The 18,465-nt window shown below is 68.4% G+C and carries 13 protein-coding genes; 7 read left to right on the top strand and 6 right to left on the bottom strand.

Annotated elements, in window-relative coordinates; translation table 11 throughout:
• The first annotated feature begins 236 nt into the window (after positions 1-236).
• Genes eat through eutC form a run of 3 tightly spaced genes read left to right on the top strand, consistent with a single transcriptional unit; the run spans position 237 to position 3,831 of the window.
• The gene (gene eat / locus ACNUDN_RS14235) at positions 237-1,676 is read left to right on the top strand and encodes an ethanolamine permease (protein ID WP_419122533.1); all 1,440 of its coding nucleotides are present in this window, start codon (positions 237-239) and stop codon (positions 1,674-1,676) included.
• On the top strand, positions 1,673-3,082 hold the full coding sequence (locus ACNUDN_RS14230) for an ethanolamine ammonia-lyase subunit EutB (protein WP_419122532.1): 1,410 nt from the start codon (positions 1,673-1,675) through the stop codon (positions 3,080-3,082). Before eat ends, ACNUDN_RS14230 begins: the two co-directional genes overlap by 4 nt.
• The gene (gene eutC / locus ACNUDN_RS14225) at positions 3,079-3,831 is read left to right on the top strand and encodes an ethanolamine ammonia-lyase subunit EutC (RefSeq protein ID WP_419122531.1); all 753 of its coding nucleotides are present in this window, start codon (positions 3,079-3,081) and stop codon (positions 3,829-3,831) included. Before ACNUDN_RS14230 ends, eutC begins: the two co-directional genes overlap by 4 nt.
• A 1-nt stretch (position 3,832) precedes the next feature.
• On the opposite strand, the gene ACNUDN_RS14220 is transcribed toward eutC, so the two are convergent.
• Both ACNUDN_RS14220 and ACNUDN_RS14215 read right to left on the bottom strand, forming a co-directional pair.
• Entirely contained in the window at positions 3,833-4,489 is a 657-nt protein-coding gene (locus tag ACNUDN_RS14220; protein WP_498450155.1) for a sensor domain-containing protein, read from the bottom strand.
• Positions 4,486-6,804, bottom strand: a complete 2,319-nt coding sequence (locus ACNUDN_RS14215) for a Tex-like N-terminal domain-containing protein (protein WP_419122529.1) — start codon at positions 6,802-6,804, stop codon at positions 4,486-4,488. Before ACNUDN_RS14215 ends, ACNUDN_RS14220 begins: the two co-directional genes overlap by 4 nt.
• A 135-nt stretch (positions 6,805-6,939) precedes the next feature.
• Here ACNUDN_RS14215 and ACNUDN_RS14210 point away from each other — a divergent pair, with 135 nt between their 5' ends.
• Both ACNUDN_RS14210 and ACNUDN_RS14205 read left to right on the top strand, forming a co-directional pair.
• Complete coding sequence (locus ACNUDN_RS14210) at positions 6,940-9,087, top strand: catalase (protein WP_419122528.1); 2,148 nt, start codon at positions 6,940-6,942, stop codon at positions 9,085-9,087.
• A gap of 127 nt (positions 9,088-9,214) precedes the next feature.
• Positions 9,215-10,216, top strand: a complete 1,002-nt coding sequence (locus ACNUDN_RS14205; RefSeq protein ID WP_419122527.1) for an AraC family transcriptional regulator — start codon at positions 9,215-9,217, stop codon at positions 10,214-10,216.
• A gap of 9 nt (positions 10,217-10,225) precedes the next feature.
• Here ACNUDN_RS14205 and ACNUDN_RS14200 read toward each other — a convergent pair whose 3' ends face one another.
• The 3 genes from ACNUDN_RS14200 to ACNUDN_RS14190 all read right to left on the bottom strand — a co-directional run bounded on the left by ACNUDN_RS14200 (position 10,226) and on the right by ACNUDN_RS14190 (position 14,229).
• A complete protein-coding gene (locus ACNUDN_RS14200) occupies positions 10,226-11,014 on the bottom strand; it encodes a SigB/SigF/SigG family RNA polymerase sigma factor (RefSeq protein ID WP_419122526.1) in 789 nt (262 codons plus the stop codon).
• Positions 11,015-11,136: 122 nt separating this feature from the next.
• Positions 11,137-12,981 carry a CheR family methyltransferase gene (locus ACNUDN_RS14195; RefSeq protein ID WP_419122525.1) on the bottom strand — a complete coding sequence of 615 codons (1,845 nt, stop codon included), beginning with the start codon at positions 12,979-12,981 and terminating at the stop codon, positions 11,137-11,139.
• An 87-nt stretch (positions 12,982-13,068) separates the two neighbouring features.
• Positions 13,069-14,229, bottom strand: a complete 1,161-nt coding sequence (locus ACNUDN_RS14190; protein ID WP_419125169.1) for a glycosyltransferase — start codon at positions 14,227-14,229, stop codon at positions 13,069-13,071.
• A 226-nt stretch (positions 14,230-14,455) separates the two neighbouring features.
• Between ACNUDN_RS14190 and ACNUDN_RS14185 the strand changes: the two genes are divergently transcribed.
• Together ACNUDN_RS14185 and ACNUDN_RS14180 are read left to right on the top strand one after the other, a co-directional pair.
• A complete protein-coding gene (locus ACNUDN_RS14185; RefSeq protein ID WP_431961136.1) occupies positions 14,456-15,454 on the top strand; it encodes a chemotaxis protein CheB in 999 nt (332 codons plus the stop codon).
• A complete protein-coding gene (locus tag ACNUDN_RS14180; protein WP_419122524.1) occupies positions 15,432-16,187 on the top strand; it encodes an STAS domain-containing protein in 756 nt (251 codons plus the stop codon). The genes ACNUDN_RS14185 and ACNUDN_RS14180 overlap by 23 nt, the downstream gene beginning before the upstream one ends.
• Before the next feature lie 9 nt (positions 16,188-16,196).
• Here the strand turns inward: ACNUDN_RS14180 and katG are convergent, their stop codons facing one another.
• Positions 16,197-18,440, bottom strand: coding sequence for a catalase/peroxidase HPI (katG, locus tag ACNUDN_RS14175; protein ID WP_419122523.1), 2,244 nt, complete (start codon positions 18,438-18,440; stop codon positions 16,197-16,199).
• Positions 18,441-18,465 lie beyond the last annotated feature (25 nt).

The following is an 18,465-nucleotide window of genomic DNA, read 5'->3' as shown; positions in this document are numbered from 1 at the left end:
CAGACCTTTAGGGCATGCGCCGGGGCATCGGGCGGACCGGCAGGAGCGTAACGCCGCGACGCCCGGTTCGCGCGGCAAGCGGGAAGCGACGCCGTCGTCGCCCCGCCCATTCCGCGTACCCGCAGTTTCCTCGAAATCATCTGTAGGCCAACAGGTTTCAACACGTAAATGCAACGTCGTCGCAACCAAGTGGGAGGTAGTGTGCTAGGTCACACGAGCGATTGGAGTCCCATGCCATGAGTAGCGACAGTCAGCCCATCCACACCGGGCGCGGTGTCGAGGAGCACCGCGAGTCGGAGGCCTACCTGCAAAAGCGTCAGCTCAAGCGCGGCACCGCCGGCTGGATCCTGCTCGCCAGCCTCGGCGTCGGCTACGTCATCTCGGGTGACTACTCGGGCTGGAACTTCGGATTGGGCCAGGGCGGCTTCGGCGGTCTGGCCATCGCCGCGGTCATCATCGCCGCCATGTATCTGGCGATGGTGCTGGGCATGGCCGAGATGTCGTCGGCGCTGCCGGCCGCCGGTGGCGGGTACACCTTCGCCCGCCGCGCGCTCGGGCCGTGGGGCGGGTTCGCCACCGGCACCGCGATCCTGATCGAGTACTCGATCGCACCCGCCGCGGTCGCGACGTTCATCGGCGCCTACGTGGAGTCGCTCAACCTGTTCGGTATCACCGACGGCTGGTGGATCTACCTGGCCGCCTACTCGGTGTTCATCGGCATCCATCTGGCCGGCGTCGGAGAGGCGCTCAAGGTGATGTTCGTGATCACCGGGATCGCGCTGGTGGGCCTGGTGGTGTTCGCCATCGCGGCGATCCCCCGGTTCGACAGCGCCAATCTGACCGACATCCCGGTCACCGACGCCGCCGGGGCGTCGCCGCTGCTGCCTTTCGGTCTGCTGGGCATCTGGGCGGCCATCCCGTTCGCGATCTGGTTCTTCCTTGCCATCGAGGGTGTCCCGCTGGCCGCCGAGGAGGCCGCCGCACCGGAGCGCAACGTGCCGCGGGGCATCATCGCCGCGATGTCGGTCCTGCTGGTCACCTGCGTGACGGTGCTGGTGCTGACCACCGGCGCCGGTGGCGCGGACGCCATCTCCGAATCGGGCAACCCACTGGTCCAGGCGCTCGGTGACGGCACGATGGCCAAGGTCGTCAACTACATCGGGCTGGCCGGTCTGATCGCGAGCTTCTTCTCGATCATCTACGCCTACTCGCGGCAGCTGTTCGCGCTGTCGCGGGCCGGCTACCTGCCGACCATCCTGTCGGTCACCAACTCCCGCAAGACGCCGACGCTGGCGCTGGTGGTGCCCGGCATCATCGGGTTTGCGTTGTCGCTGACCGGCCAGGGCGACCTGCTGCTGAACATGGCCGTGTTCGGCGCCGCGGTGAGCTATGTGCTGATGATGACCAGCCACATCGTGCTGCGCGTGCGTGCCCCTCAGATGCACCGCCCCTACCGCACCCCGGGCGGTGTGGTGACCACCGGCTTCGCCCTGGTCATCGCGGTGGTTGCGGTCATCGCGACGTTCCTGGTCGACCATGTCGCAGCGTTCGGGTGCCTGGTGGTGTTCGCGGCGTTCATGGCCTACTTCGGGCTCTACAGCCGGCACAAGCTGGTGGCCAATTCTCCCGACGAGGAGTTCGCCGCCCTGGCCGCCGCCGAGGACGGGTTGAAGTGACCTACTGCCAGCAGATCTCCGGCCGCACCTATCAGTTCGACGGACTCGTCGACCTGATGGCCAAGGCCACCCCGGCGCGGTCCGGTGACGAGCTGGCCGGTTGCGCTGCCCAGTCGGACGCCGAAAGGGCCGCGGCGGCATGGCTTCTCGCTGATCTACCGTTGTCGACGTTCCTCGACGAGCAGGTGGTGCCGTACGAGACCGACGATGTGACGCGGTTGATCATCGACAGCCATGACCGCGGCGCGTTCACCGCGATCTCCCATCTGACGGTCGGTGGTTTCCGGGACTGGTTGCTCGACACCGCATCCAGCCCCCGCAGCGCCGAGCGGATCGCCGCCGTCTCCCCCGGTCTGACGCCGGAGATGGTCGCGGCGGTGTCGAAGATCATGCGGAATCAGGACCTCATCGCGGTGGCGGCGGCCACCGTGGTGCGGGCGGGGTTCCGGACGTCGATCGGGGTGCCGGGGACGCTGGCGACGCGGTTGCAGCCCAACCATCCCACCGATGATCCACGGGGTATCGCCGCGGCCACCCTGGACGGCCTGCTGATGGGTTGCGGCGACGCCGTCATCGGCATCAACCCGGCGACCGACTCGCCGGGCCACACCGGTGATCTGCTCCATCTGCTCGACGACATCCGCCGGCGCTTCGACATCCCGATGCAGTCGTGTGTGCTCACCCACGTCACCACCACGATGGAACTGATCGGCCGCGGGGCGCCTGTCGACCTCGTCTTCCAGTCGATCGCGGGTACCCAGGGCGCCAACGCGAGCTTCGGTATCACGCTGCCGATGCTGCGCGAGGCCAACGAGGCGGGCCGGGCCCTCGGTCGCGGCACCGTCGGCGACAACGTGATGTATCTGGAGACCGGCCAGGGTTCGGCGTTGTCGGCCGGGGCGCACCTGGGCACCGGCGGCCGACCGGTGGACCAGCAGACCCTCGAGACCAGGGCCTACGCGGTAGCCCGCGCGCTGGACCCGTTGCTGGTGAACACCGTGGTGGGCTTCATCGGACCGGAGTACCTCTATGACGGCAAGCAGATCGTGCGGGCCGGGCTGGAGGACCACTTCTGCGGCAAGCTCCTCGGCCTGCCGATGGGGGTCGATGTCTGCTACACCAATCACGCCGAAGCCGATCAGGACGACATGGACACCCTGTTGACGCTGCTGGGAGTCGCCGGCGCCGCGTTCGTGATCACGGTGCCCGGGGCCGACGACGTGATGCTCGGCTATCAGAGCCTGGCGTTTCACGACGCGCTGTATGTGCGTCAGGCGCTGAACCTGCGGCCGGCCCCCGAGTTCGAGGCGTGGCTGGCGGGTCTGGGCATGGCTGACGGTGACGGTCGTGTGCTCCCGGTTGATCCTGCCCGCTCTCCCCTGCTTGGGCTGGCGGCCGGGGAGTGAGCACTCCGAAAGATGTCGCGGCCGACGACGTGTGGGCGCCGCTGCGCCGCATCACCCGGGCCCGTATCGGGTTGGGCCGCGCCGGCAATGCCCTTCCGTCCCAACGTGTGCTTGAGTTCAAGGCGGCGCATTCGGCGGCCCGCGACGCCGTCCACGTGCCCTTGGACGGCGACGAACTGGCCGCCCGTCTGGAGTCGCTGGGACTCGGAGTTCCCCTGCGGGTGCGCAGCCGAGCCGCGGACCGGGCCGAGTATCTGCGCCGCCCCGACCTGGGTCGGCAGCCCGCGGATCTGTCCGCGCTGCCGGAGTCGGGGGCCGACATCGGGATCGTGTTGGCCGACGGCCTGTCTCCGCGAGCGCTGGCCGAGCACGGCGCCGGTCTGCTCGCCGCGCTCGTCGATGAGTTCGGCGGGCGCTATCGGCTGGCGCCGCCGGTGATCGCGACCCAGGCGCGCGTCGCACTCGGCGACCACATCGGGGCGGCCCTGGGTGTCAGCACCGTGCTGATGATCATCGGCGAACGGCCCGGTCTGTCGGTCGCCGACAGTCTCGGCATCTACCTGACCCACCTGCCCCGGCCGGGCCGCACCGACGCCGACCGCAACTGCATCTCCAACATCCATCCTCCGCACGGATTGCCCTATCAGCGTGCCGCCCGCATCGCCGATGCACTGGTCACCGGGGCCCGCCGACTGGGCCGCTCCGGGGTGGACCTCAAGGACACCTCGCTGCCTCAGCTGCCCGGCTGAGTCACGCCGTGGTGTTGGCCAGCAGCTCGATCCGCTGCAACGCGTCCTCGGCCAACGCCGACACGTCATAGCCGGGCATCTCGCCGCACGTGGTGATCTCGACCGCTGCGTTGTGGGCGGCCACGAACAGGTTGTCGCAGTTCCAGTCGACGGCGCGCAGCGACCACAGCACGGCGCCGTCGGGGGCGGTCGCTGCGGCGGGAAGCACCTGGAATGCGTAGGTGCGGTCCCGCATGGTGGTGACTGTCACGGTGTCACCGCGACAGTCCTCGATGGCCCGACGGACCGTGTCCAGTGCGGCGGCGGGCTCGAACTCGGCCCGGTAGACCGCCACCATCTCCTCGACGTAGAACCGTCCGTCCTCGGTCGTCCAGTGACCACCGTCGGTGGCGAGCGGGTGTCGGTCGGTGAGGAACGGTGGGTCCACCTCCCGCGCCAGGCCGGCACAGCGGTCCGGCTCGGCCGTGACGAACAGATTCCCGTCCTCCCCGACCACCTGCGGGCTCAGCAGGTCGACGACCTGCAGGGTGGTGATGGGGGCGGCCAGCGCCTCCGGCCGGACAGCTGGGTTGTCGACGGTGCGGGTGCAACCGGACACCGGCATCGCGACCACCGCGGCGGCCACGACTGTCGATGCGCACCGCCGCGTCACGCTCACTTCCCGAAGCCCGCGTCCCGCAGCGCCTGGGCCATCGAGCCGGCCGGACGGTTCTGCTCGCGTCCACCGGAGCCGTTGCGGCGCTGGGGTTTGTGCTTCGCAGCCTCCGACCGGTCGGTCCGGCGGGGCCCGCGTGCGGGTTTGGGGTCGTCGGTGAGTCGCAGGCTCAGCCCGATGCGCTGCCGGTCGACGTCGACGTCGACGACCTTGACCCGCACCACCTGGCCGGACCGGACCACCTCGTGCGGGTCGGAGACGAACCGGTCGGCCATCGCCGAGACATGCACCAGCCCGTCCTGGTGGACGCCGACGTCGACGAACGCGCCGAAGGCCGCCACATTGGTCACCACGCCCTCCAGGATCATCCCGACCTTCAGATCGGCGACCTTCTCCACACCCGCGGCGAACGTCGCGGTGGTGAAGGCCGGGCGCGGGTCGCGGCCGGGTTTCTCCAGCTCGCCGAGGATGTCGGTCACCGTCGGCACGCCGAAGCGCTCGTCGGCGAAGTCGGCCGGGCGCAGCGTGCGCAGGGTGCGCTCGTTGCCGATGATCTCGGCCAGGCTCACCCCGGCCCGGTCCAGGATGCGTCGCACCACCGGATAGGACTCCGGATGCACGCCGGAGGCATCCAGCGGATCCTCGCCGTCGCGGATCCGCAGGAAGCCCGCGCACTGTTCGAAAGCCTTCGGGCCCAGCCGGGAAACCTCCAGCAGCGCGCGGCGGTTTTGGAATCGGCCGGTCTTGTCGCGGTGCGCGACGATCGCCTCGGCCAGGGATTCGGAGATGCCCGAGACCCGCGCCAGCAGCGGAACCGATGCGGTGTTGAGGTCGACGCCGACGGCGTTCACCGCGTCCTCGACGACCGCGCCCAGACTCTTGGCCAGGATGCCGGGGGTGACGTCATGCTGGTACTGCCCCACCCCGATCGACTTCGGTTCGATCTTGACGAGCTCGGCGAGCGGGTCCTGCAGCCGCCGGGCGATGGAGACGGCGCCGCGCAGCGTGACATCGAGATCGGGCAGCTCGTGCGCGGCGTAGGCCGAGGCCGAATACACCGATGCGCCCGCTTCGCTGACCATGGCGCGCGCCGGCGCCGCGGCTCCGGCGGCACGCATGTCGGCGATCAGTTCTGTTGCCAGAGCATCGGTTTCGCGAGACGCCGTGCCGTTGCCGATCGCGATCAACTCCACCCGGTGACGGGCCACCAGCGCGGCCAGGGTGGCTTTGGCGCCGTCCCACTGCTTCTGCGGCGGGTGCGGGTAGATCGCGCAGGTGTCGACAACCTTGCCGGTGCCGTCGACGACGGCGACCTTGACCCCGGTCCGGAAACCGGGATCCAATCCCATCGTGGTCCGGTTGCCCGCCGGGGCGGCCAACAGCAGGTCCTTGAGGTTCTTGGCGAACACCGTGACGGCGTCCTGCTCGGCACGTAGTCGCAACCGCACCCGGGCGTCCACCGAGGCCGACACCGACAACCTGGTCCGCCAGGCGAAACCGACGGTGGCCGCCAGCCACGGGGTGGCCGCCGCGGCTGCGGTGAGGTCGATACGCAACGCGGCGGCGATCATCGCCAGATACGCGTCGTCCTCGCCGCCGTCCACAGTCAGCGCCAGGGCCTGCTCCTTCTCCCCGCGCAGCACCGCCAGCACCCGGTGCGACGGCATCGTCGAGAGTTGATCGGAGTAGTCGAAATAGTCCCGGAACTTCTGCGCTTTCTCCCCGGCGGCCGCCGCGTCCGAGGCGGGCCGGGTGCGCAGTGTCCCGTGTTCCCAGAAACGCTCCCGCAGGGCACCCACCAATTCGGCGTCCTCAGCGGCCTGCTCGACGAGGATGTGCCGGGCGCCGTCGAGGGCGGCGGCGGTATCGGTCACATCCTCGTTACGGAACTCCGCTGCGACCTCGTCGGGCACCTGGGTGGGGTCGGTGAGCAGCCGTTGGGCCAGCGGCTCGAGCCCAGCCTCCCGGGCGATCTGCGCCTTGGTGCGACGCTTGGGTTTGTAGGGCAGGTAGATGTCCTCGACCCGGGCCTTGGTGTCGGCCGCCATCAGAGCCGCGGTCAGATCGTCGGTGAGTTTGCCCTGCTCCTTGATCGACTCCAGCACGGCGTCGCGCCGGGCGTCGAGTTCACGCAGGTAAGCCAGCCGTTCTTCGAGGACTCGTAATTGGCCGTCGTCGAGGCTGCCGGTGACCTCTTTACGGTAGCGGGCGATGAACGGCACCGTGGCGCCCTCGTCGAGCAGGCGCACGGCCGCGGCTACCTGGGCCTCCGCGACAGCCAGTTCCGCAGCGAGACGGGAGGTTACAGACTTGATCACGCGCGGAACCCTACTCGGTTTCCATGACAGCCCGACGGAGAGCCGCCGGTATGCGTCACGGCGACGGAGTTTGGCCCGGAGTGGACCGGGTACAGCGCTAGGGCTCTGCCATACCGACACACCACGGAGGCTCCAATGCCCGCTGCGCGCAAGCGAGATCAGTCCGCACCCGCTCAGGTCAGTCCGACCGGTGCACCGAAAAATGCTGACGATCAAGCGGATCCGAGGGCGCAGTCCGGCCGCTTCCTGACCACCGCGCAGGGGGTCCGGATCCCGGACACCGATCACTCCCTGAAGGCGGGCAGTCGAGGGCCGACGCTGATGGAGGACTTCCATCTGCGGGAGAAGATCACCCATTTCGACCACGAGCGCATCCCGGAGCGGGTGGTGCACGCCAGAGGCGCTGCGGCGCATGGCGTTTTCGAGGCGTACGGCAACGCCGCCTCCATCACCAGAGCCGCGTTCCTGTCGTCCAAAGGCACGCAGACCGACGTGTTCTGCCGGTTCTCCACCGTGCTCGGGTCGCGGGGCTCGGCTGACACGGTGCGCGATACCCGGGGTTTCGCCGTCAAGTTCTACACCGAAGAAGGCACCTTCGACCTGGTCGGCAACAATATCCCGGTTTTCTTCATCCAGGACGGCATCAAGTTTCCCGATGTCATCCATGCCGGCAAGCCGCATCCGGACCGCGAGATCCCGCAGGCCCAGTCGGCCCACGACACGTTCTGGGATTTCGTGTCGTTGCACACCGAGGCGACCCACCACGTGTTCTGGAACATGAGCGACCGCGGCATTCCGCGCTCCTATCGGACCATGGAGGGCTTCGGTGTCCACACCTTCCGGCTGGTCAACGCCAAGGGTGAGACCAGTCTGGTGAAGTTCCACTGGAAGCCGGTGGCCGGGGTGCACTCATTGGTCTGGGAGGAAGCCCAGTTGGCGGCCGGCTTCGATCCCGACTTCCACCGCCGCGACATGGCCGACGGCATCGAGGCCGGCGCTCCGCTGGAGTACGAGTTGGGTGTGCAGGTGATGCCCGACGACGGCACCGAGAGCTACGAAGGCATCGATCTGCTCGACCCCACCAAGATCGTGCCCGAGGAACTCGTCCCGGTGCAGCTGATCGGCAAGCTGACCCTCAACCGCAATCCCACCAACTATTTCGCCGAGACCGAGCAGGTTGCGTTCCACACCGGCAATCTCGTACCCGGTATCGAGGTCACCAACGACCCGCTGATGCAGGCCAGGCTGTTCTCCTATCTCGACACGCAGTTGACCCGACTCGGCGGCCCGAACTTCACCCAGTTGCCCATCAACCGGCCGCGCTGCCCGGTCAACGACATGCTGCGCGACGGCATGCACCAGACGGCCGTGCACACCGGGCAGGCGCCGTACCGACCGAACAGCATCGACGGCGGCGAACCGGTGCCTGCCGGTGTGGACGAGGGCGGATACGTGCAGACCGCACGGCCGGTGGAGGGCCGGGTCGGGCGGGTCGCACCGGCGTCGTTCGACGACCATTTCACCCAGGCGGCGATGTTCTACCGGTCGCTGACCCCGGTCGAGCAGGCGCACATCGTGGAGGCGTTCACGTTCGAACTCGGCAAGTGCTTCGAGCAGACCATCAAGGAACGTCAACTCGGCGTGCTGGCCAACGTCGACGCCGATCTGTGCGAGCAGGTGGCGCGGGGACTCGGACTGCCGACTCCCAAAGGCAACCCGCCGGGCGAGGTCACGCTGTCGCCGGCGTTGTCGCAGGTGGTGACCGAGCCGGGGCCGGTGAAGGGGCGCAAGGTGGCGATCATCGCCGACAGCGAGTCCGATCTGGCCGGGGTGGCCAAGCTGACCAAGGCGCTGGACAAGGCCGGTGTCATCCCGGCGATCGTTGCGCCGGCCGGCGGAAGGCTGAAGTCGGGCCGTCGTACCCTGACCGTCGACCGCACCTTCGACACCGCCCGCTCGATCGAGTTCGACGCCGTCGTGGTCGCCGGCGGTGCGCTGGCCCGTACCGACATCAAAGCCGTGATCCTGGTGCACGAGATGCTGCGGCACTGCAAACCGATTGCGGCGTGGGGCGATGCCCGCACCGCGCTGCAGCGTCTCGACATCGGGCTGGAGGATCCCGGTGTGGTGACCGCCGACGACGTCTCCACCGGGTTCGGGGCGCAACTGGTGGCAGCGCTCGGGTTGCACCGGGTTTGGGAGCGCGCCGACTCGGTGATGTCCTCGGCCGTCGCGCCGGTGCCGGCGAAGTCCCCGGTGCCGCGGCGGGCGCGACGCACATGAATCCGTAGTTCGTAAATCGGATGTTGCCGGTTCTGGGCGTTTCGTTTATCGCACTGCGCACCATGCTTCCGGTGTGCCATCATCCCGAGGCACTGGGTGATCGCTTCGGACGGAAGGCGCTGGTGGGTTGACGACTGTCCTCGCAACGGCCGGCCGGACTTCCTTCCACCCACCAGCCGATTCGTCGACCGCCTCCGACGAGTCGCTGCCGCTGGCACGCTCTGAGTTCTCTGCCGACCGTGCCGACCGCACCCGTGACGGGCTGTGTGTGCTGTTCGGTCGAGACGTGCGTATCGAGTGCGCCGAGACCGACCGTCCTTTCCGGTACCACCACGTCCGGCATGCCTCGGCAGGCTTCCAGATCGACCAGATCGTGTATTCCGGGGTGGCGGCGCTGGCGGTGCAGGAGCTCCGTCATGACGTGTTGTTCTGGGTACACGCGGGCACCGTGGCGTACCGGTCGCAGGAGGAGTGCGGTGACGCAGGGCGCGGTGAGGTGCGACTACTCAGGGCGGGGCGGTGTGCCCGCTCGGTAGAACTGATGGAGACCCGGGTAACCGTGGTCCATCTCATCAACGCAGGGCTGCGCGCGCACGCGCCGTCGAGCTGGCTGGCGCCGCGCACCCGGGCCGCCGCCGATCTGCTCAAGCACACGCTCTCCTACGTCACCGACGTCGTGAACTCCGACGACCGTGCGGCAGCCGAAACCATGGCGGACGCGCTGTCGGACGTGCTGCGCACCGCCGCGCGCGCCGGCTTCAACGCCGACTTGGCCGGGGACGACGGGCGACTGTATTCGGACGAGTTCCCGGGGGCGTTGCGTGCGGCGCTGACCTATATCGACGCCAATGCCGCCCGCCGGATCTCGGTTGTCGAGCTGGCGGCGGAGGCGTTCGCGACGCCGCGGACCGTCCAGTATCTGTTCCGCCGCTATCTGGACACCACACCCACCGCTCACCTGCGTCGGGTCCGGTTGAGTAAGGCGCGTCAGGAACTGCTGGTGGCGGACCGGTCGACGACCACAGTGTCGGCGACCGCGAACCGGTGGGGTTTCGCCCACACCGGACGCTTCGCTGTGATGTACCGCGACGCCTACGGGGAGAGTCCGCACGAGACACTGAAACGGTGAACGCCGCACTCAGGCGATCGCGGATTCGTCCGCGTCGGTCATCGCGTCGCGGAGCCTGCTCAGCGACTGGGCCAGCAATCGGGACACATGCATCTGCGAGATACCCATCCGCTCGGCGATCTCGCTCTGGGTCAGGCATTCGAAGAACCGCATGACCACGATCCGGTACTCGCGCCGCGGCAGCCGTTCCAGTTGGGCGCGCAGCGCGTCCCGATCGTCGATCGACCCGATGCCGGGGTCCGGGCACCCCATCCGGTCGACGAGAGCGGGGCTGTCCTCCTCCCGGGTGGCTGCGGCGTCGATCGATCGTGCTTTGAGACCGGCGGCGGCGGTGAGCGCCTCCACCACATCCATTCGTTCCACCCCGAGGGTGTCGGCCAGTTCCGCCGGGGTCGGTGATCGGCCCAGCCGCTGGGTCAGCTCCCCGGTCGCGGGCCCCAGCGCCGGATAGAGATCCTTGAGGCGGCGCGGCACATTGACCGACCAACTGCAGTCCCGGAAGTACCGCTTGACCTCGCCCAGCATGGTGGGTACGGCGAACGACAGGAAACCGGTTCCGGCGGTCGGATCGAACCGGTTCACCGCGTTCATCAGTCCCACCCGCGCCACCTGGACCAGGTCGTCGTGGTTCTCGCCCCTGCGGTCGTAGCGGCGTGCGATGCGATCCGCCAAGGGCAGGCACTCCCCGACGATGTCGGCGCGCAACCGGGCGCGTTCCTCCGAATCCTGGGGCAGGGCGTGCAATCTGACGAATGCCGCGTGTACCCACGCGTGGTCGGGTTCGCGGGACGATCGCATGCCGACCGGGTACCCGCGCGCCCGCGGGTGCCACGGCGCGAAGGCAAAAGGTGCAGACCCTTCGTTTCGTGGATGATGTGCCGGTGGGCGCCGCCGTCCCCGGCGGTGTCAGGCCCGTGCGGTCAGGGCAGAACTTCCATCAACAGCAGCGCACCGTTGACCGTTTCGTCGGAGGAGCGGAACGCCGTGCACAGCACCCGCACCCGCGCTGCCCGACCTCGCCGGTTCACCGCGTCGACCACAGCCTGATCGCTGAGGTCTGCGTCGACGAACACCCGTCCGATGAGCGGCTTGACCTCATCGGTCGGGAAGCCGATGTCCAAGGCGGACAACGGCTTACCAACGGCTTCTTCCGAGCGCAGTCCCCACAGCTCTTCGCAACCGCGGTTCCACACCAGCACCCGGGTCTGCCGGTCCACCACCACCAGGCCCAGCCCGATGGAAGCTACCAGCGATTCGATGAAGGTCCTGGCTTCATCGAGCTCGATGCTGCGCTCGCGCAGCGTGTCGTTGATGGTGTGCAGTTCGTCGTTGGTCGACTGCAACTCCTCGTTCATCGTCTCGAGTTCTTCGTTGGTCGACTGCAGTTCCTGGTTGGTCGGCTCTTCGACCGTGGACTGGAGTTCCTCGTTGGTGGTCTCGAGTTCTTCGTTGGTCGACTGCAGTTCCTCGTAGGCGGTTTCGAGCTGACGGTTGGTCTGCACGACCTTGTCCAGCAGCGCCCGGGTGGAGGTCACGTCGAAGAACACCACCGAGATGCCGAGCAGGCCGTTGTCGTTGTCCACCAACGGGTTCACGTGGATCTCGAACCACACCGTGTCGAGGCCGGGGCGGGACCACTGGACGTCCTGGATGCGTGCCGGACGGCGCTCCACCTTCGCCTGCTCGAGGTAGGCGCGCAGCTCCACCGGCCGGTAGGACACGTCGAGATCGCGCAGCAGACGACCGATGTCGCGGGCCGAGAGGCCGAACGTCGCTTCGGCCTGCTGGTTGATCATCGCGACGGTGTCCTCACCGGTGACGACGATCTGGGCGACCGGGCTGGCCCGGAACGCGAGATCGCGGATCGTGGCCAGGCCGGAGGTGTCGCCGTCGCGCTCGAGCAGCATCGCGGCCGGATGACGTTCGCTGGGGTCGCCCTGGGTGGCGACCTTGCGGAAGAACCGGTGCTTGAGGTTCAGCGGGGTGAAGCGGTCGGTGTGGCTCAGCAGCATTTCGGCATGACCGAGGAACAGCACACCCCGCGGCGCCAGCGCGAAGTGCAGCCGGCCCAGCACGTTGCGCTGCGTTTCGGCGTTCAGGTACATCAGGGTGTTGCGACATACCAGCAGATCGACACGGGAGATCGGCGCGTCCTTGACCAGGTCGTTACGCCCGAAGATCACCGTCCGCCGCAGATCCTTGCGGAAGACGTAGCGACCGTTGACCGACTCGAAATACCGATCGAGCAGAATCTCCGGGACCGCCTCGACGGATTTGGCGTCATAGGACGCGGTGCGGGCCTCGCCGAGGGCCTCTTCGTCGACGTCGGTGGCGTAGATCTTGACCCGCTGCCGATAGTCGTCCGCGCCCATGGCCTCGGCGAGGATCATCGCCAGCGTGTAGGACTCCTGGCCGGACGCGCAACCGGCGCTCCACACCCGGATCGGGTGGGTGGGGCCGCGCTCGGCCAGCATTGCCGGCACCACCTCGTCGCGCAGGTAGTCCCAGGCGGCCGGATCGCGGAAGAAGCTGGTGACGTTGATCAGGATGGTGTTGAACAGCGCGGCGAACTCGTCGGCGCTGGCCTGCAGCGCGTCGAGATACTCCTCGAAAGTCGGGTAACCGGCCTGGTCCATCCGGTGGCGGACCCGGCGCATCAACGAGGTGCGCTTGTATCCGGTGAAATCGAACCCTCGCGCGTCGCGGATGTACCGCAACAGCGCCTCGAAGGTCTCCGTCGCCTCGTCGTCGGGCTGTGTGTTCAAACCGCGATCCGTTCGCCGTGCTGCTCGGACGCTCCTGAACTTACTCGGGCCGAGCCGGGAGTCGTCCGACGCGGCACCGGGGGTCGGTCAGCCGACGGAGGTGAGTTCCCGGCCGGCAGCCAGGGCGTACACCACCTCGGTGTCGGTGGCGATGCGGTCCCAGCTGTACCGCGACCGGGCCCTGGACCGGCCGGCCAGCCCCATCCCCTGACGCAGCACCATCTGACTGAGGATCGAGCGCAGCGCTCGCGCGAGGGCGTCGGCCCTGCCGGGCGGCACCAGCATCCCGGTCACGTCGTCGATCACGGCGTCGCGGAAGCCGCCCGCCGCGGTGGCGACGATCGGGGCTCCGCAGGCCATCGCCTGCAGCACCGTCGCACTGGACGGTTCGTATCTGGCGGGGGCGACCACCACGTCGGCGGAGCGGAACAGCGCGCACAGGTCGTCATCGGCGGGGCCGGCCACCAGGCGCACCCGGCTGCCGAGCCGCTGGGTGCGGATCGTGGCCTGCAGTCGATCGCCATGCTGTCCGTGGTCACCGTCGGTGGCGATCAACACGAGTTGAGCCGCGCCCAGCGACGGTAGGGCGCCCAGCACCTGTTCGAGACCCTGCTCGGGCGAGAAGTCACGGGCGACGGCGACGATGCGCCGGTACGGTCCGTCGTCGCGGGAGACGATCTCCTCGGCACTGACCTCATCCACCTCGACGCCGGGCGCCAACACCGACACCCTGGCCCGCGGGCATCCCAGCCGGATGACGTCGGGCATGTCGTCGGTGCAGGTCACCGTGACCGCCGACGCGTTGCGGGCCAGCAGCGATTCGAGCTTGGTTCTGGTGTCGGGTTCCTGGTCGTCGCCGCGGTGGCGGCGGGCGGTCGTATGCAGACCGGGGAAGGTCTGCACCGTGGGGACCGGGCAGTGCTTGGCGGCCAGCTGGGCGGCCATCCCGTGCACCCATCCGTGACAGTGCACGATCTGCGGCGGGTCGGATCGCCAGGAGTCGAGCAGGTGGGCGCCGATCTCTCCGATCAGCGGCACCAGATCCTCGGTGCGTTTCAGCCCCGTGGTGTCGATCGGTAGCCGGTCCACGGCGACGGAGTCGGATCCGGCGCCCGACCCACGGGAGGATTCGGGGTCGGACGATTCGGGGTCGCACACGGTGAACACCCGAACCTCGTGGTCACGGCGCGCCAGCGCCTCGGCCAGCCGGTCGACTTCGTACCCCCCGCCGGACAGATCACCCACCATCGCAACCTTCATAAGGTCCTCTCGTCGCCGCTTCCTGACGCCTTCGTGACATAGAAGGGCCCGCCCACGACGAAACAAACCGGCAGGCGGTAGAGTCTTCGCCTCGTGTCCCGAGGCGTTCGTCTGTCGGACATCACTGTCGAACCGGTTATCGCGGTGCGGGCCGGGTAACACTGGGCACGTGAGTAGTGCTGCGGTGGACGAGCCGCTGCGTGGGGTCGTCGCGATGGGTGGGTCCGCCGGCGGTGTCGAAGCGTTGTCGAAGGCGGCCTCCGGACTGCCCGCCGACCTGCCGTTCGCAGTGCTGATGACCCTGCACCTACCCGCGCACGGGCCCAGCGTGCTGGCCCAGATCATCGACCGTGCCGGGCCGTTGCCCGCGGTGGCCGCCGAGGACGGTATGCCGTTGCAGGCCGGTCGCATCTATGTCGCCGTTCCGGGACGTCACCTGCTCACGCGGGATCACCGGATCGTGCTCTCGAAGGGGCCGAGTGAGAACGGGCACCGGCCGGCGCTCAACGCGCTGTTCCGGTCGGTGGCCGTGACCTTCGGGTCCCGGGCGGTCGGCGTGCTGATGTCGGGAGTGCTCGACGACGGAGTGCTGGGCCTGGCCGCCGTCCGCGCCCGGGGCGGCACGACACTGTGCCAGTCGCCGGAGGAAGCGCTGTTCCCGGATATGCCGACGAATGCGCTGAATGCCGGCGTGGTCGATCGGACGGCCCGCGCAGCCGAGATCGGGGCCGTTCTGACCGAGCTCAGCCGTCGCAGCGTGACCGAGCCGGACGGTCGGCTACCCGATGCCTACCTGGAGTTGGAGAACCATATCGCGATGACCGAGCCGGCCGCTGCCGGTGTCGACGTCGCGGAGATGGGCTCGCCGTCGGGTTTCACCTGCCCGGACTGCAACGGGTCGCTGCAAACTGTCGACGACGGTTACTACCGGTGCCACATCGGGCACGCGTGGAGCGCCGACGCGCTGCTCGCGGCCCGTGACCGCGAACTGCAGAGCGCGCTGATGGTCGCGGTCCGCAGCCTTGCAGAGAAAGCCCGCCTGGCACATCAGCTCGCCGACAAGGCGGTTTCCGCCGCGGTGCGCGACCGCTACACCACATTGGCGGTCGAGACCGGTAATGCACTGGAGGTGCTGCGACACCGGATGGATGCGGCCATCGACCCGGTGCAGGACAAGGCCCTCGACGCGGATGACTCAGCGCAGCGCCGTTGACGTCTCGGCGACCACGGAGCCGGGCGGGGCTACGACGCTGACCATCTCGGGAACGTTGGACAGCTCGACCTACCGTGAGGTGCGCGACAGCGTCATCAAAGCCGCCCTGGCGGAACCGCCGATCGTCATCGTCGACGTCAGCGGCCTGCGCGCCCCGTCGGACAGCGCCTGGACCGCGTTCACCAGCGCCCGCTGGCACGTCAGCACCTGGCCGGACGTGCCCGTCGTGCTGGTGTGCGACCACCGGGCCGGCCGGGAGGCGATCCGGCGCTCCGGTGCCACCCGGTGGGTGCCGGTTCATCCCGACACTGCCGCCGCCGCGACGGCGGTGTCCGCGCCGCACCGCCTGCGCAGGCGCGCAACCGCTCAGCTGGCGGCCGACCGGACCAGCTTGGGGCGGACCCGCGAACTGTTGGCGCAGTGGCTGATCCGGTGGGAGCACCCGGATCTGATCAATACCGCGGCCACCGTAGCCACGGTGTTCGTCGAGAACGTCCTGCAGCACACCCGCAGCCGTCCGACGCTGGTACTGGAAGCCTACGACGGCCGCATCACGGTAGCGGTCAGCGACGGACGCGCCGAACCCGCTGCCCGACACGAGGATCCCAGGTCCGGCGCCCACACCGTCTCCGGGCTGGCCATCGTGGCGGCGTTGAGCCGGTCGTGGGGCTCGACGCCGACGGCGAACGGGAAGACGGTGTGGGCGGTGCTCGGATCCGAGAACCGGCTCTGACCGGGCGGTCTACTTCAGATCGAACCGGTCGTTGTTCATCACCTTGACCCAGGCGGCGACGAAGTCCTCGACGAACTTGGCCTTGTTGTCCTCCTGGGCGTACACCTCGGCCACCGCGCGCAGCACCGAGTTCGAACCGAAGACCAGGTCGGCGGCCGTGGCGGTCCACTTCGGCGCGCCGGTGGCCCGGTCCTTGCCCTCGTAGACGTTCTCGGTCAGCTCCGAGGGCTTCCACTCGGTGCGCATGTCGAGCAGGTTGACGAAGAAGTCATTGCTCAGCACACCGGGCTGGTCGGTGAACACACCGTGCTTGCTGCCGCCGTGGTTGGCGTTCAGCGTGCGCAGACCGCCGATCAGCGCGGTCAGCTCCGGTGCCGTCAGGTCGAGGAAGTACGCCTTGTCGATCAGCAGCTGCTCCAGCGGCGTCTTCTCCCCCGGCCTGGCGTAGTTGCGGAAACCGTCGGCGCGCGTCTCAAGCACGGCGAACGACTCCACGTCGGTCTGCTCCTGGGAGGCGTCGGTGCGGCCGGGCGCGAAATGCACCGAGATCTCGTATCCGCCGTCTTTGGCCGCCTTTTCGATCGCCGCCGAACCGGCCAGCACGATGACATCGGCCAGGGACACCTTCTTGCCCCCGGTCGCCGAGGCGTTGAAGTCCTGCTGGATCTTCTCCAGCGCCGGAAGCACCTTGGCCAGTTCGGTCGGCTCGTTGGCCTCCCAGCTGCGTTGCGGTTCCAGGCGCAGCCGCGCGCCGTTGGCGCCACCGCGCTTGTCGGTCCCGCGGAAGCTCGATGCCGAGGCCCACGCCGTCTTGACCAGCTGCGGCACCGACAGGCCCGACTGCAGCACAGCGGTTTTCAGTGCCGCGACATCGGATTCGTCGATGAGTGCGTGGTCGACCGCAGGCACCGGATCCTGCCACAGCTGCGCCTCGGCCACCCACGGTCCCAAATACCGGCTGACCGGTCCCATGTCGCGGTGCATGAGCTTGTACCAGGCCTTGGCGAAGGCCTCGTTCATCTCCTCGGGGTGGTCGAGCCAGCGACGGGTGATCGGGCCGTAGATGGGGTCCACGCGCATCGACACGTCGGTGACCAGCATGGTGGGTTTGCGCGGCGGGCCACCGAACGGATCCGGGATGATCGCCTCGGCGTCCTTGGCCTCGAATTGCCAGGCGCCGGCCGGGCTCTTGGTCAGCTCCCATTCGTAGCCGTAGAGCAGCTCCAGGTAGGCGTTGCTCCACTTGGTCGGTGTGGTGGTCCACACCACCTCGAGACCGCTGGTGACGGTGTCATTGGCGTTGCCGGTGCCGAACGGGCACTTCCAGCCCAGACCCTGCTGCTCGATCGGGGCGCCCTCGGGTTCGGGGCCGACGTTCACATCGGCGGCGCCGTGGGTCTTGCCCAGGGTGTGGCCGCCGACGATCAGCGCGGCGGTCTCCTCGTCGTTCATCGCCATCCGTCCGAACGTCTCGCGGATGTCGTGTGCGGCCGCCAGCGGATCCGGCTTCCCCTCCGGGCCTTCGGGATTGACATAGATCAGGCCCATGGTGGTGGCGCCGAAAGGTTCGGCCAACTCGCGCTTGTCGCTGTCGTTGGTTCCGCCGTAACGCTTGTCGGTGCCCAGCCAGGTGTCCTCCTGGCCCCACAGCATCTCCTCGGGCTCCCAGATGTCCTCACGGCCGAACGCGAAACCGAAGGTCTGGAAGCCCGCCGACTCCAGCGCGGCGTTTCCGGCGTAGGCGATCAGATCGGCCCAGGAGATCTTGTTTCCGTACTTCTGCTTGATCGGCCACAGCAGCCGGCGGGCCTTGTCGAGGTTGGCGTTGTCGGGCCAGCTGTTCAGCGGCGCGAAGCGCTGGCTGCCCTGACCGGCGCCCCCGCGTCCGTCGAAGATGCGGTAGGTGCCCGCGGCGTGCCAGCTCATCCGGATGAACAGACCGGCGTAGCTGCCGTAGTCGGCGGGCCACCAGTCCTGCGACGTGTTGATCAGATCGATGACATCGCGCTTGAACGCCTCGACGTCGAGCTTGGCGAACTCGGTCGCATAGTCGAAGTCGACACCGAGCGGGTTGGACTTCTCGTTCTGCTTGTGCAGCACCGAGACGTCGACCTGCTCGGGCCACCAGTCCTTGTTGGTCAGCGGCGCATGGGTTTTCGGTTCCGGGGAGTCGATGACCGGGTTTTCGGACTCGCTGCGGCTGCTGGTTTTGTCGTCGGAGTGCGGGGGGCGGGCGTCGGAGGTGTCGGTCACAGGGTTCCCTTTCGTAATCCGTACA

This window comes from Mycobacterium sp. smrl_JER01, from assembly GCF_048513595.2.
Lineage (GTDB): Bacteria > Actinomycetota > Actinomycetes > Mycobacteriales > Mycobacteriaceae > Mycobacterium.
The sequence above is the reverse complement of the archived record's forward strand: the minus strand, read 5'-3'. Positions and strand labels throughout refer to the sequence as shown.

Bases quoted from the DNA above. Each gene is read 5' to 3' on its own strand.
- ACNUDN_RS14200 (WP_419122526.1), bottom strand. From the start codon at position 11,014: ATGCGATCGTCCCGCGAACCCGACCACGCGTGGGTACACGCGGCATTC.
- ACNUDN_RS14210 (WP_419122528.1), top strand. From the start codon at position 6,940: ATGCCCGCTGCGCGCAAGCGAGATCAGTCCGCACCCGCTCAGGTCAGT.
- eat (WP_419122533.1), top strand. From the start codon at position 237: ATGAGTAGCGACAGTCAGCCCATCCACACCGGGCGCGGTGTCGAGGAG.
- ACNUDN_RS14185 (WP_431961136.1), top strand. From the start codon at position 14,456: ATGGGTGGGTCCGCCGGCGGTGTCGAAGCGTTGTCGAAGGCGGCCTCC.
- ACNUDN_RS14180 (WP_419122524.1), top strand. From the start codon at position 15,432: ATGACTCAGCGCAGCGCCGTTGACGTCTCGGCGACCACGGAGCCGGGC.
- ACNUDN_RS14190 (WP_419125169.1), bottom strand. From the start codon at position 14,229: ATGGTGGGTGATCTGTCCGGCGGGGGGTACGAAGTCGACCGGCTGGCC.